This window comes from Sediminitomix flava, from assembly GCF_003149185.1.
Taxonomy (GTDB): domain Bacteria; phylum Bacteroidota; class Bacteroidia; order Cytophagales; family Flammeovirgaceae; genus Sediminitomix; species Sediminitomix flava.
In genome coordinates this window covers 1,141,345-1,154,818 of sequence record NZ_QGDO01000002.1, presented here as the reverse complement: position 1 = coordinate 1,154,818, position 13,474 = coordinate 1,141,345, and the positions used below count along the sequence as shown (strand labels likewise).

General features: G+C 36.9%; 11 protein-coding genes and 5 tRNA genes. 5 read left to right on the top strand and 11 right to left on the bottom strand.

Going from position 1 to position 13,474, the window contains the following annotated elements:
* Positions 1-248: 248 nt before the first annotated feature.
* The 3 genes from BC781_RS11800 to BC781_RS11790 all read left to right on the top strand — a co-directional run bounded on the left by BC781_RS11800 (position 249) and on the right by BC781_RS11790 (position 3,536).
* Complete coding sequence (locus tag BC781_RS11800; RefSeq protein ID WP_109617804.1) at positions 249-2,543, top strand: molybdopterin oxidoreductase family protein; 2,295 nt, start codon at positions 249-251, stop codon at positions 2,541-2,543.
* A 106-nt stretch (positions 2,544-2,649) separates the two neighbouring features.
* On the top strand, positions 2,650-3,333 hold the full coding sequence (locus BC781_RS11795; protein ID WP_109617802.1) for a NapC/NirT family cytochrome c: 684 nt from the start codon (positions 2,650-2,652) through the stop codon (positions 3,331-3,333).
* A 14-nt stretch (positions 3,334-3,347) separates the two neighbouring features.
* Complete coding sequence (locus BC781_RS11790) at positions 3,348-3,536, top strand: hypothetical protein (RefSeq protein ID WP_109617800.1); 189 nt, start codon at positions 3,348-3,350, stop codon at positions 3,534-3,536.
* A 69-nt stretch (positions 3,537-3,605) separates the two neighbouring features.
* On the opposite strand, the gene BC781_RS11785 is transcribed toward BC781_RS11790, so the two are convergent.
* The 6 genes from BC781_RS11785 to BC781_RS11760 form a co-directional block, all read right to left on the bottom strand.
* Positions 3,606-5,033 carry a PP2C family protein-serine/threonine phosphatase gene (locus tag BC781_RS11785; RefSeq protein ID WP_109617799.1) on the bottom strand — a complete coding sequence of 476 codons (1,428 nt, stop codon included), beginning with the start codon at positions 5,031-5,033 and terminating at the stop codon, positions 3,606-3,608.
* Positions 5,034-5,318: 285 nt separating this feature from the next.
* The gene (locus BC781_RS11780) at positions 5,319-6,839 is read right to left on the bottom strand and encodes a magnesium chelatase (protein WP_109617797.1); all 1,521 of its coding nucleotides are present in this window, start codon (positions 6,837-6,839) and stop codon (positions 5,319-5,321) included.
* A 46-nt stretch (positions 6,840-6,885) separates the two neighbouring features.
* Positions 6,886-7,986 carry a vWA domain-containing protein gene (locus BC781_RS11775; protein ID WP_109617794.1) on the bottom strand — a complete coding sequence of 367 codons (1,101 nt, stop codon included), beginning with the start codon at positions 7,984-7,986 and terminating at the stop codon, positions 6,886-6,888.
* Positions 7,987-8,274: 288 nt separating this feature from the next.
* Positions 8,275-9,186 (bottom strand): CPBP family intramembrane glutamic endopeptidase, encoded by a 912-nt coding sequence (locus BC781_RS11770; protein WP_109617792.1) that lies wholly within the window; start codon positions 9,184-9,186, stop codon positions 8,275-8,277.
* A 29-nt stretch (positions 9,187-9,215) separates the two neighbouring features.
* Positions 9,216-9,830 carry a hypothetical protein gene (locus tag BC781_RS11765; RefSeq protein WP_109617790.1) on the bottom strand — a complete coding sequence of 205 codons (615 nt, stop codon included), beginning with the start codon at positions 9,828-9,830 and terminating at the stop codon, positions 9,216-9,218.
* Complete coding sequence (locus BC781_RS11760; protein ID WP_211323749.1) at positions 9,827-10,324, bottom strand: RNA polymerase sigma factor; 498 nt, start codon at positions 10,322-10,324, stop codon at positions 9,827-9,829. Before BC781_RS11760 ends, BC781_RS11765 begins: the two co-directional genes overlap by 4 nt.
* A 259-nt stretch (positions 10,325-10,583) precedes the next feature.
* Here BC781_RS11760 and BC781_RS11755 point away from each other — a divergent pair, with 259 nt between their 5' ends.
* Positions 10,584-11,327 (top strand): hypothetical protein, encoded by a 744-nt coding sequence (locus tag BC781_RS11755; RefSeq protein WP_109617789.1) that lies wholly within the window; start codon positions 10,584-10,586, stop codon positions 11,325-11,327.
* A gap of 116 nt (positions 11,328-11,443) precedes the next feature.
* Positions 11,444-12,880 (top strand): M48 family metalloprotease, encoded by a 1,437-nt coding sequence (locus BC781_RS11750; protein ID WP_109617787.1) that lies wholly within the window; start codon positions 11,444-11,446, stop codon positions 12,878-12,880.
* Positions 12,881-12,946: 66 nt separating this feature from the next.
* Here BC781_RS11750 and BC781_RS11745 read toward each other — a convergent pair.
* The 5 genes from BC781_RS11745 to BC781_RS11725 all read right to left on the bottom strand — a co-directional run bounded on the left by BC781_RS11745 (position 12,947) and on the right by BC781_RS11725 (position 13,461).
* Positions 12,947-13,020, bottom strand: a tRNA-Arg gene (locus BC781_RS11745).
* A 54-nt stretch (positions 13,021-13,074) separates the two neighbouring features.
* Positions 13,075-13,148: transfer RNA gene (locus BC781_RS11740), tRNA-Arg, on the bottom strand.
* A gap of 41 nt (positions 13,149-13,189) precedes the next feature.
* Positions 13,190-13,263 (bottom strand) — tRNA-Arg (locus BC781_RS11735).
* Between the two features lie 18 nt (positions 13,264-13,281).
* A tRNA-Pro gene (locus tag BC781_RS11730) sits at positions 13,282-13,356 on the bottom strand.
* A gap of 22 nt (positions 13,357-13,378) precedes the next feature.
* Positions 13,379-13,461: transfer RNA gene (locus tag BC781_RS11725), tRNA-Ser, on the bottom strand.
* Between the last annotated feature and the right edge of the window lie 13 nt (positions 13,462-13,474).

Sequence of the window (13,474 nt, the reverse complement as noted above, 5' to 3'; positions counted from 1 at the left end):
TAACAACTACTTCTGCTTATTTTTCTCAATCAACTCTAAAACTAATAGTGCCTTTAAGTTTGAGTTTGGCACTTTTCCCTTTCTTATTTATATGAATATGTTTAGCCTAAGTAGAAGTCTATAAATTAATTCACTTATTAGGAGCCTTTGTACGAATTCACATCAAAAAAAACGACTTACATTATGAGACCTCACCGATGAGTGTGAGAAGTATTAGCTAATTAGTAATTACGAAAGAGGATCATAATATGTCCGAAGAAAACGACAAAGAAATACACAAACTAGGCCGAAGAGATTTTATGAAACTTGCTGGTGGGGCTGTAGCGATTGGAGGCTTAGCCACTGGAGGTTGGTTTGTGACCGAATTGATTGTTGATGAAGGAGATGTGGACAAATGGCATAAGTCCGTTTGCAGATATTGTGGAACAGGCTGTGGTGTGATGTTGGGAATGAGTAAGGAGAATCAGCTCGTACGTGTGAGAGGAGACCAAGAAGCACATAACAAAGGGGTGATTTGTATTAAAGGTTCAACCCTTAGCAATTTGATGAAGCAAGAAGATCGTAGGATTAAATATCCGATGATCCGAAAAAATGGTAAGCTTGAACGTGCAACATGGGATGAAGCGTTGAGTTTGATGGCTGATAAGTTTAAAGAAGCTTTAGCTGAAAATGGTCCTGAAAGTGTTGGCTATTATGGTTCTGGACAATTATTAATTGAAGAGTCTTATACGGCGAATAAGTTATTTAAGGCAGGGTTTAAGTCTAATAATGTAGATGGAAACCCAAGGCTATGTATGGCTTCAGCTGCTGTAGGTTATACACAAACCTTTGGGAAAGATGAGCCTCCCGGTTGTTATGAAGATATGGATCATGCCGATTGCTTCTTCTTGATCGGTTCAAATACCTATGAAGGACACCCGCCTTTGTGGGAGCGAATTATGATTCGTAAAAAATCCCACCCGAATACAAAGATCATAGTAGTAGACCCTAGGTATACAAAAACGGCTGAAAAAGCTGATATACACTTGCCTGTTGTGCCAGGTACGGACATGCTGTTATTGAATTCTATGATGTATTGTTTCATCGAGCAAGATTTGTGCGATACAGACTTTATATCAAAAAATGTGACATTCAATGATGGGAAATCTGCCGTAGATTTTGAGAAATTCAAGCTCTTCCTAGAAGATTATAAACCCGAAAAAGTAGCTGATGAATTAGGGCTAACCCCTCGTCAGATTCGTACGGCCGCTTATTGGTTTGGAGCTTCAAAAGCAACTATGTCCATGTGGACAATGGGGATCAACCAAAGAGCGCAAGGTGTATTCTTAAATAATAATTTGAATAGTATGCACTTGCTTACAGGGCAGATCAATAGACCTGGAGCAACGCCTTTAAGTCTTACGGGGCAATCAAATGCTTGCGGTGGCGTAAGAGACACAGGTTCACTTTCTCACCTATTACCAAATGGTCGACTTGTAGCCAATCCTACACACCGAGCAGAGATGGAAAAACTTTGGAAGGTACCTGCTGGAACGATCAATCCGAAACCAGGCTATCATGCATTAGCCATGTTCCAAGCTATGGTGGACGAAAAGTTAAAGGCTTGTCTAATCATGTGTACCAACCCCGCACAAAGTTTACCGAATAACGATCACTACAGAGAAGGAATGAAGAAATCATTCTTGGCTGTGGCTGATATCTTTGAAACAGAAACAACCAAGTTTGCTGATGTAGTTTTACCCGCAGCACTTTACATTGAAAAAGAAGGTGTGTATGGGCAAACTGAACGAAGGTATCAGATTATTGAGAAATTAGTAGACCCTGTAGGAGAGGCGAAGAGTGACCTAGAGATTCTAGTAGAATTTGCTAAAAAAATGGGGCAAGACAAGCTGATAACAGCTCATACATCGGAAGAGGTTTGGGAAGAATACAGAGAACTTTCTTCTCATTCAAAATATAACTTTAAAGGAATTACGAGAGAAAGGCTAAAAAAAGAGAGAGGAATTCAATGGCCTTGTCCCGATGAAAACCATCCTGGAACCAAACGTAGATATACCAAAGGAGACCCATTTGTACCAGAAGGCAAAGACCATTATTTCTATGGGAAACCCGATGGGAAAGCAGTCGTTTTCTTGAGACCTTACAAAAGGGTGAAAGAAGTAACATCAACGACCAAACCTCTTTATCTGACCACAGGTCGAGTAGTGTCTCAGTGGCACACGGGAACAATGACTGGAGGTATCAAAGAACTCAATATTCAAAGTGGAGGTGGCCGATTTATTATGCACCCCGAAGATGCCCGAAGATTGAAGTTGAAAAAAGGAGATTTGGCATCTGTACAAAGTACTTACGGAACGATCACTGGTCATGTAGATATCTCCGAAAATGAAACCCCAGGAGTAGTCTTTGCATCATTCTATGATCCTAAATTCTTGGTCAATAAAATCGTAAATGATGACTATGATCCGATCTCGAAAGAACCAGTTTACAAAGTGACTGCAGTAAACGTATCCAAAGCGACCTCTTTAGATCGTAAAAAATAATCGCCATTTCATGAGTTCTTTAGTAGACGATAATTGTTGTTTATGTAGGAGGGACTTTTCAAGAAATGGGGATGAAAATCATTAATAAGCAAAAATAAACAGAGGTATGAACTTTTTAAGTATCATTGCTATTGTCCTGCTGATTGTAGAGGTCATCATTTTATTCACCCTAAGAAAAAATCGAGCAAATTTAAGTGGTAAAGTAAAGTGGTTGGTGCTCATCGGAATAATCATTATTCCTATTACTGCACTAGCACTAGGAAACTATCATTTGTTTGAGACAAGTAAAGAATCCGAAAGTTGTATGAAATGTCATGTGATGGCTCCTATTGCCCACGATATGCTGGATGAAGAGAGTATGACTTTAGCCGCAAGACATTATAAAAATGGATGGATTCAGAGTTATGAATGCTATAGCTGCCATAAAGATTATGGTTTCCAAGGTACCATGAAGGCAAAGCTAGATGGTTACCGACATCTGATGAGATATGTGACAAAGACCTATCATGAACCAATTCAATATAGAGGTGAATTTAAAAACCAAAACTGTCTGAATTGTCATGAAGGAAAAGAAGCGTTTGTGAGTGTAAAGGAGCATGAGCCAGTATTGGTAAATATGCAAAGTGAAACACCCAATATTAGTTGTTTGAATTGCCATGGTAGAGCTCACCCTGAGCGATCAAGAAGAACCCCAGGACATCCTGACTATGAAAAACTTCTTGAATTGCCAGATCATGCACAACGAAGTGTAGAAGAGCAAAAAGCATATATAATGAGTTTAGAAAAATAGATGAAGCTAAGTCTATGAGAAAGATATTTATAGAAAGCCTTTTCGTGATAGTGGGTATGGCTATTGCAGTACCATATATCATTTCGCCAGGACCACTTCTAATGTTCTTATTCGTGTTTGTCGCACAACCATGTTTTGCCGTAGCAATCATAAGTGCAGCCATTGAAATCTATAGAGATTTAAAAACGAATAAAGTAATTTAAATCCATGAAGGAGAAATAAAAAAAGCTACTAAACCGCAGTTGGTTTGGTAGCTTTTTTTAGTTTATACCTTAGAGTTTGATACCTACAACTAAGATATCATCGGTTTGAGCTTGATGTCCTTTCCAGTCCGTAAACTCTTTTTCCAAAATATCTTTTTGTTGCTCGACTGATTTTGTAGTCAGTGTTGATAAAAATTCTCTAAATCGTTTCTTTAGGTACTTCTTATTTTCAGGCCCTCCAAACTGATCTTGGAAACCATCAGAGTACATATATAACATTTGCCCTTTCTGGTATTTTCCCTCAATGTTGTGATATGTTTTTTTCTTGTGTTGCTCACTACCAATCGGGAACTTTCCTCCTTTTAATCGCTCAATTTCTCCTTCGGTATTAATTAGCAGCGAATTCTGTTTTGCACCTGCAAAAGTATAAGATTGATCTTTTTGATTGAGCAGAACGATACTCATATCCATCCCATCATTTATGTGATGATTAAGCTTTTTTCTTAACCTTTTATCCAATTCTTCAAGAATATGAGATGGGGTATAGATTTTTTCCTTTTGAATAATTTGATCTAAAATATTATGACCCAACATTGTAAGTAATGCTCCAGGTACACCGTGTCCCGTACAATCTGCTAGAATAAAAATACGGATATTCTCTATAGGACTAAACCAATAAAAATCACCTCCTACTGTGTGTTTTGGTTTATTGATAACAAAACAACCTTGGAAGTACTTTCCAATTTCATTCTGTTGTGTGAGAAGTGAATTTTGAATACGCTGTGCATAATTCAAGCTACTTTCAATCAGCTCATTGGAAATAGACAGACGCTCATTCTGTGCTAATATTTCCTCTTGTTGTTGATTTAATTCTTCATTTTGAGCGAGAATTTCTTCATTTAACTTCTTTTCGTTTTTTCTAGCATTTAAAAGTGCTCCGTCAAATTTTCCTTGGAAAGTATACGATATTAAGATAAAGCCAAGAATACAGGCATAGATGAAATAAGACTGATACTCTTGAGGTATTTGACTACTCATGTCGTGTAAGTCAAAAAAGTCAATGCCAACTAAAGTAAAATAAAGCAATACAACCGTGATAATACTTTTTAGGGCAAACTTACTGTTGTAGTACCAAAAAGCGGCACTGATTAAGTTCATAAACCATACAAAAAATGCAGATTTGGCACCTCCACTATAAAAACAGATGACATAAAATAAGAAGTATGTGAGCGTGAGGTGAATATTCACAACTAAATTATATGCCAACTCTTTTCGGTAAAGGGTTGAAATTAATATCCCATGTGCAATACAATAAAACAGAACTAAAACTGCAGCTATTTTAAAGTTAATTGACCAAAAAATAATAGTAAATGCAATAGCACAAAAAGTTGTGGAGAACATGTTTGTGACAAGTGTTTCCGATTTTTGTGATAGTACTTTTTCATCGAGCCTATCTGAGAAGAGATGCTCTTGTAGTTTAGAGATAATTGACCCCATTGTAATAGTTAGTGTTAAAAATATGATTCACATAAAAGTGATAGTATTCAAAAAATATTCAGGTTTAATCACTTACCTGAAATGACGATTCCTAATCCACTGAATGTATCTTATCTGTTACGAACGAAGATCGGATTTGAATAATGTAAATCCAAATCAAAAATAGGATTATTTATTCATCGAAATATCGCGTATATGCTTTAATTAGAGGTGTTTACGGTTGTGAGGTGATAAAAAATGCCCACTGTATTCAGTGAGCATTTTTTAATATTTGAAGAAGGTAGTCTATTGGAAATCATCTTCATCAGGAGCTTCAAAGTTAAGCATTCCACTAAGTAAGTCAGAGAACTGCGTCTTTGAAATCAGTGTCTTTTTACTGAGTTGTGAGTATTCAGATAGACCATGCAAAATGAATTCCATGAAAAATTCTAAGTCACTATTTACATTTTTATGATGACTCGTTACGGTATCCTTCAATGACGGAATATTATTTAGACTTTTCTTAAATTCTTTATCACTTAAATCATTCAATAAATCAAGTGTGTTTCCTTTTCCAAACCACTGAATGATTTCTCGATATGGATTTTGCTCCGCTTTACGTACATCTTCGGGAGAAGGAAAGTACTGTGTAAACATTGTTCTGATGGCTTTACCAAAAAGGTTTTGAGCAACAGCATCGGCACCTTCTTGTTCGCCTTCATAAACCAACTCAATTTTACCAGTAATTGCAGGAATAGTACCAACAAAGTCTGAAAGACGGATATGTGTACTGCTTTCTCCATTGATCAACATTCTGCGTTCAGCACTAGAGTAAAGATTTTCGTAGGCAGAAATGGTAAGACGTGCCGATACACCACTTTTCTCATCTACATATTCACTGTGGCGAGCTTCAAAGGCAATCTGTTCGATTAAGTCTTGAGCCAGAGGACTGATCTTGATGTTTTCTTTCTGTGCTGGTTTGACTTGAGCTTCTTGCTCTGTAATCTTTTTCCCAATCTCAATAGAGTGAGGGTAGTGTGTGATGATCTGACTTTCGATACGGTCTTTCAAAGGTGTCACGATACTACCTCTATTGGTATAATCTTCTGGATTTGCTGTAAACACAAACTGAATATCCAATGGTAATCGGATTTTGAAACCTCTAATTTGAATATCACCTTCTTGAAGAATATTGAACAGCGCTACTTGAATTCGAGCCTGTAAATCGGGTAACTCATTAATTACAAAAATAGAACGATGCGAACGAGGAACTAACCCGTAGTGAATCACTCTTTCGTCATCGTAACTTAATTGCATAGAAGCGGCTTTTATCGGGTCGATATCACCAATAAGGTCAGCTACAGTTACATCTGGTGTTGCTAACTTTTCCGTATATCGTTCATCTCTATGCCACCAAGAAATAGGCGTATCGTCTCCTTTTTCGTCTACGATTTGTTTAGCCGACCAAGATAAGGGTTGTAGTGGATCGTCATTCAATTCAGCGCCTTCTACAACAGGGATATATTCGTCTAATAAGTGCGTCATCAAGCGAGCGATACGTGTTTTCGCTTGACCTCTCAAACCCAATAAATTGATATTGTGCATTGAAAGAATCGCACGTTCTAGCTCAGGTATTACAGTATCTTCATACCCCCAAATACTAGGGAATGGATTGATTTTATTTTGAAGGCAATGAATAAGGTTGTCTCTTAATTCTTGCTTTACTGATTTTGGCTGATAACCCGATGCCTTTAATTGAGCAAGCGTTGTGATCTGCAATTTTTCTTCAGCAGAAAGCTCTGAGTAATTTTTGAATTGCTTAGTCATATTTTGTTGATTGTGTGTTTTCTTGATCTAATTTTTAAATGTCAGATTACATTCTTTTCTTTTTATTCCTCTTGTAATCTTCAAAGATGAGGTCTCCCAAACCTTGTAAGCCACTGAAGTAGGCATTTCCATTATTGACTTCTGTAAACTCCCTCACAAATTGTTGGAGGTATGGGTCAGAGGCAATCATAAAGGTCGTAATCGGGATTTTGAGTCGGCGAGCTTGTGCTGCAAGTGTGAGGGTTTTGTTGACAATCTTTCGATCTAAACCAAAACTGTTTTTATAATAATTGATGCCTTCTTTTATACAAGAAGGTTTCCCATCGGTAATCATAAAAATCTGCTTATTGGCCGTTTTTCTTCTTCGTAAAATATCAAGGGCTAGTTCCAAACCTGCTACAGTATTGGTATGGTAAGGACCTACTTGAAGGTATGGCAAGTCTTTAATATCAATTTGCCATGAGTCATTTCCGAAGACAATAATATCTAGTGTATCCTTTTTGTATTTTCTGGTAATCAGTTCGGATAATGCCATTGCCACTTTTTTGGCAGGGGTAATTCTGTCTTCACCATAGAGAATCATGGAGTGAGAAATATCAATCATCAAAACTGTAGAAGTTTGTGTATAATATTCCTTTTCATAGACTTCCAAATCATCTTCAGTGATTGAAAAACTGCCAATTCCGTGGTTGATTTGTGCATTTCTGATAGAGTCTGTCATGGAGATTTGTCCTAGCGAATCTCCAAACTCATAAGATCTTCTATCCGTCGAAAACTCATCACCAGTCGTACCGCTATAGGGTGTTTTATGTCCTCCTCGGTTTTTCTTTTTGAGTTTCCCAAATATCTCTTCTAAAGCACTTTTTCGGATGTTTCCTTCACTTTTGGCTGTGATTTGTGCTTTGCCATCTTGCGGATTTTCTTTGATGTATCCTTTTTTCTTTAGGTCTTCGTAAAAATCTCCTATGCCATAATCATCTGTGGTCAGATTGTACTGACGATCCAAATTGTTGAGCCAGCTCATGGTTTCACTCACATCGCCACTAGTGATGGTGATAAGCTCTAAGAATATTTTTAGAAGTTGGTCAAAAGGTTCTCCTTCTTGACTCTGTTCGGGTATATAGTTTGAGAATCGGTAACCAATCATAGTTTCTGGACTTGTTTACTAGAAAACTAATTCTTAGCCTTCTTGTTTTGGGCTTTATTCAATATAGAAATAAGTTGGCAGGCAAAAGAAGATTTTAAGTATAAGTTCTACTTTTAATATTTAGTTCTGAAGAGGAAATGTGTTGATAAGTTCTTTGTGAGAATGAGTTAGATCATTTAGATTGATTATTTCTAAACTTTAAGTTTCAAGGCACATTTTAATAAGTAAAAAAGGGTTATCTCAATTTTGTTTGAGATAACCCTATTCGTATTTGCTGAAAAATATGATTTAGACTTCTGCTAATGTTTCTTTTGCTTCTTTTTTCTTATTCCAACCCAATAGTTTGTGACAAGCAAAGTAAGTAATAATAGCCATGATCACTATACTAATCAGTCCTTCCACAGGTTCTACATTTGTAGCCAAAGTAAGTGCATCGGTTTGGAATGCGGCATCTTTATGAGAAACCAAAAGTGCAACTAACAGATTGTTGGCACAGTGGATACCCCAAGCGAGTTCTAGTCCATCATCCTTTAAGGTTAGTAAGCCAAAAAGAAGTCCTAAACTCAAGTACGTTCCCATTGACAACCAAAAACCAAATGCTTCTACTTCAGGGTTTGCAAGGTGAAGAAGTGCAAAAAGCACAGAAGTGATAAGAACCGAAGCAATTTTTGATTTGGTTAGAAGCTGAAAACCTTGTAGTAAATATCCTCTGAATAAAAGTTCTTCAAGTCCTGTTTGTAAAGGAAGAAATAAAATAGAGATCAGAGCAAGGATAGCGAACTTCTGCAAATCAAATTGGAAAGTGTAATCTTCGGGAGCTGCTAAAAGACCAAGTCCGAAAACACAAAGCCAAAGTACTGCCCAAATGTCAAAACCAAACATGAATCGTTTCCATCTGAATTTTGAAGCTCCTGTACTGATACTTGTGAAAGATTTTTTCTGAATCCATTTAATTAACCCTAGAAAGGCAAAGAATCCACCTACAAAAGGAGAAAGGAATAAGGCATAAATCAGGTTCTTACTAAAACCTTGTGCATATAAAAATTCATAATTCCCATTACTCAGCGCTACAATTCCTTCATTGCCTAAAGTCGAAAACAATAGAACTCCAGATATGACTTGCGTACAAACAAATACTAAAAATAGAACTAGAATATATTTCCAAATATTATTTTTTCCGATAAGTGCTTTTTCAAACATGATTTTTAAAATTTGAGTAGGTAAAAAATTTAGACTAATGATTGGTTTACTTCTTCTATTGCTTCAATTTTTGGGAGATAGAACTTTTCTAGCAGATACTTTCTGACAAGTACGAAGTAAATTGGACCCAGTAAAATAGAACCTCCAAGTGCAATGAGGTACATTTTGGATGTGAATTCTTTATCAGCATCCATGGCCATATCCATTCCCCAAAGCATACTGATAAAGTGAATGACAGGAGCCATAACTAAAAGACTCATACAAGTGATGTTGTAATTTCTTCTGAGTTTTTTACCCAAGATCGAATAGGTTTCATTAATGCTATCTCCATTCATAAATAAACGATCTGCCCATCTGAGGAAATAAAGATTGTAGATTCCGATCGCGATAATCAAAAAACAAAGAGCTATAGATGCAATCTTTATCCCAATCTCAGTAGTATAAAGCGTAGAGGCAATCATCCCAACCACAAAGACAAGCATTCCCAAAGTTGAATCCCAGAAAGAGAATTTTTTCAGTTTCCCCCAAGCTGTATCTGCCTGTGCTTTTATCTGTTGTTGTAAAGAATCTTTACTTTCTTTTTTATTTTCTTCAGCGGCATTTAAGTTTTGCCACTGCTGTTTTAATATATCTAATTCGTTCATGATGTTTCTAAGATTAATTTGAGCTTTTTACGAATACGATTCAGCTTAACTCTCAAGTTTCCTTCTGTAATACCTGTGATCTCGGCAATGTCTTGATAAGACTTGTCTTCTAGGTATAGAAAAATGATCGCCTTCTCTACTTTGTTCAGTTGAGCAATGGCACTGTAAAGGTCTTCATAAGGCATCGGTTCTTGTCCTTTTTCGGCAATATGATAGACCTTGTCCAATGAATCCATTTGTTTCGTGCTTGCTTGATGCTCCGTTTTTCTTTTATAAGAAAGTGCTGTATTCAAGGCTACCTTATGAAGCCAAGTAGAAAACTGAGCATCTTTTCTGAATCGCTGATAACCTTGCCAGGCATTGCAAATGATTTGTTGAAATAAATCCTTTCTATCTTCTTCCGCTCTCTCATATATTCTACAAACCTTATGAACGATACCTTGGTGCTTCTCGAGCAGATCTAAGAATTCATTCGTTATTGTATCTTGTTTCACAATGATTGAATTGTTTTCGTTTGAGAAAAAATACACCTGTGCATGCCTTACAGGAGTAATTGACCGTAGAGTAGCTAATTCTTTGTCTTTCTAAAATGGTTAGTAACACTACTTTCAGTTTTGTTACAGTAGTCAGAAAAAAAAATCTAATTTTTTTTTAAATCAGATGTATAGCTAAAAAATACGTCGTTAAAATTAAACCTTTTTAGAATAAGTATTCTACAATTGATGTTTAGAAAACAGGCAATATTTAAAAAGCATGTTTTGGACACTTTTATTTTCCTTTTTCTTACTCGGCAATGGTTTTGAACATCAACTTATACATCCAAAAACAAAGGGTATTCTAAAAAAATATATCACAGAAGAACAGCGTTTGGATGAAATTATGGCTATCGTGAATTATCATAATAAGACAGACAAGCGTATTCAGAAAAAAGAAGAAAAGTTAGCAATCACATTAGAAAATCTATTTCTGGATAAAGGTTCGTCTCGGGAGCAGCTATGGGATGTTTACGAAGACTATATCTCTGTCAGAGATCAGCGAGCTGATTTGGCGATTAGTCAAGGAATTAAAATTCGAGAACTGATTTCTAGTGAGGAATGGGATAAAATGTTGGTTGAGTTGCAGCATGAGTTTAAAAAGACGCGTTATCGTCAAACGGATTATTTGAAAGAGCTTCAAAAATCTGTTGAAGATATGTCCAGTCAGATTAAGCGAATTATAGGGGATGAGCAAGAACAAAAAAAGCTAGAAAATATCGTTTTAGATTTTCAAGAACAGGCAAGCATACTGGCTGAAGAATATGCTCCTATTAATATAGAGGACAATAAAGTTTTGAGTGATAAATATGCTACAGCTAAAGAGTTTAATCAGCTAAAAGAGAAAATCAATCAGCTAGACCGTCAATCCTTTGGAGCATATGTCAAGTTACATCATGAGCTTTCCAATACACTGACCGAGTTGCAGTGGGAGGCTTTACTTTGGCAAGGAATGGATGACTAGAAATATGTAGAATAGAAGTGTTTTTATGGTTATTGATTCAGATACTGAGTTCGAAGTTTCTTTTTCAACAAGGCTATTGTTCTCTTTAATTATAGAGTGAATACAAATGTAAGCCTATGCGATTTCTAACTTTTGTGCTAATCTTCCTATTTAATAGTTTTCTTAGCGTTTCACAAAGTATAGACCTTGACAAAAAATTAGGGCAAGAAAATGCACAAGCAGTAGCCCGAGAAATGGGGATTTATCCAGATGCGATAAAGACGGCTTACTTGCAGCGTGTAGGTGAGCGTTTGGTAGCCGAATTAGATAAACCTTTGTTCGATTACCAGTTTCAGATTGTACCCGATGAAATGCCCAATGCCTTCGCACTGCCAGGTGGCTATATTTATGTGACGACAGGGATTATTCCTTTGCTTGAAACAGAAGATGAATTGGCCTGTATTATTGGACATGAAATCATTCATTCAAATCATCGGCATACCATCAAGCAGATGAAAAAAAGTATTCTGCCCAAGTTATTAGAAGTACCAGGTAATATTTTAGGGATTTTCAGTAGAGATTTAGGAGCCTTGTTCAATGCCCCGATTCAAACATCGAACGCATTGTTATTTGCATCCTATGGTCGGAAATTTGAAACTGAAGCAGACGTTGAGGGAATTAAATTAGCTGCAAAAGCGGGTTATGATCCTTCTGCTATGAATTCGATTTTAGGACGAATGTCTTCAGCTATAGAAGTTGCCACAGGAAACGAAGAGAAGAAAAGTTACTTCAATGATCATCCTTATACGCCAGATCGGATTTCTAAGATTAATAAGGAGATTCATAAATTGAAGGATAGCCCTAGAAGACCTCACGAATCCTCTGATTTTTTGTATGAATGGGATAGCTTGGTTGTAGGAGATTCGCCCTTAACAGGGATTTGTGATGCAAACCAATTTATACATCCTGTCTTAGATTTTAGCATTATTTTCCCCGAAGGTTGGATTGTTGAAAATAAACCCGAAACACTAACAGCGATTCATCCCCAACATGAAGCAGCACTGGTTTTAGCTCTTGACTCTAGTTCCGTAACTCCTGAAGCAGCAGGTCAAGCTTTTTTAGATAGTATCCCTAAAGAATATGCACAAAAAATGGATGCCGCAGAAGTTTATGAGGTTGAAGGAAAGAAAGGTTATTTGATTTCTTTTAGCGAGAAGACCGCACAGGGTTTAGTTCATGCCTATGTATTGTGGTTACCTTTAGGAGAGCACTTATTTAAAATTATAGGTATAACTCCTATAAAGTACCGCTACTACTTAGAAAAGTCTGTGGGCAGTTTACGGACCTTAACTTCAGAAGAGAAAAATGATATTAAGTATAAGTTACTACGAGTAGGCACAGTTTTACATAACGAATCATTGAATGAGTTTGTCCATCGAGAAGAGAATATCTTAAAAGATAGTCTGACGGTGATCATTAATGATAAAAAAGAAATCTCTGATCCATTAGAGCCTGGAGAACACATCAAAGTAGTGAGAGAAGAGAAGTATAATTTAGAGGAAAAAGCAGATTGATGTTTACAATGTTAGGTGTTTAAGATATAAAACGAAAAAAGGATAGCTTAAAAAAGCTATCCTTTGTGATCCGACCAGGACTCGAACCTGGAACCTACTGCTTAGAAGGCAGTTGCTCTATCCAGTTGAGCTATCGGACCGAATTTGAAAAGAATCAGGATGATTCATTCCAAGTGTGGTTCGATAAATAATAGTGATCCGACCAGGACTCGAACCTGGAACCTACTGCTTAGAAGGCAGTTGCTCTATCCAGTTGAGCTATCAGACCATACTGGAATCAACTATTATTTTATAAACTAGATGATTTTGTGATTCGTTCAGGACTCGAACCTGAAACCTACTGCTTAGAAGGCAGTTGCTCTATCCAGTTGAGCTAACGAACCTTTTAAAGAAATAATTCGTCGGGGCGGCAGGATTCGAACCTGCGACCCCCTGGTCCCAAACCAGGTGCGCTAACCGGGCTGCGCTACGCCCCGAATTATTTTCTCTAGCCAAGTGTGGAGAGTGCGAGGATCGAACTCGCGCATCGGAAACCGATGACAGCTTAGCAGGCTGCTGCATTACCACTCTGCCAACTCTCCAGAATTTTGGCAA

Coding starts and splice junctions, on each gene's coding strand:
- BC781_RS11785 (WP_109617799.1), bottom strand. CDS start 5,033: ATGGGGTCAATTATCTCTAAACTACAAGAGCATCTCTTCTCAGATAGG.
- BC781_RS11765 (WP_109617790.1), bottom strand. CDS start 9,830: ATGAACGAATTAGATATATTAAAACAGCAGTGGCAAAACTTAAATGCC.
- BC781_RS11800 (WP_109617804.1), top strand. CDS start 249: ATGTCCGAAGAAAACGACAAAGAAATACACAAACTAGGCCGAAGAGAT.
- BC781_RS11770 (WP_109617792.1), bottom strand. CDS start 9,186: ATGTTTGAAAAAGCACTTATCGGAAAAAATAATATTTGGAAATATATT.
- BC781_RS11780 (WP_109617797.1), bottom strand. CDS start 6,839: ATGACTAAGCAATTCAAAAATTACTCAGAGCTTTCTGCTGAAGAAAAA.
- BC781_RS11755 (WP_109617789.1), top strand. CDS start 10,584: ATGTTTTGGACACTTTTATTTTCCTTTTTCTTACTCGGCAATGGTTTT.
- BC781_RS11795 (WP_109617802.1), top strand. CDS start 2,650: ATGAACTTTTTAAGTATCATTGCTATTGTCCTGCTGATTGTAGAGGTC.
- BC781_RS11750 (WP_109617787.1), top strand. CDS start 11,444: ATGCGATTTCTAACTTTTGTGCTAATCTTCCTATTTAATAGTTTTCTT.
- BC781_RS11775 (WP_109617794.1), bottom strand. CDS start 7,986: ATGATTGGTTACCGATTCTCAAACTATATACCCGAACAGAGTCAAGAA.
- BC781_RS11790 (WP_109617800.1), top strand. CDS start 3,348: ATGAGAAAGATATTTATAGAAAGCCTTTTCGTGATAGTGGGTATGGCT.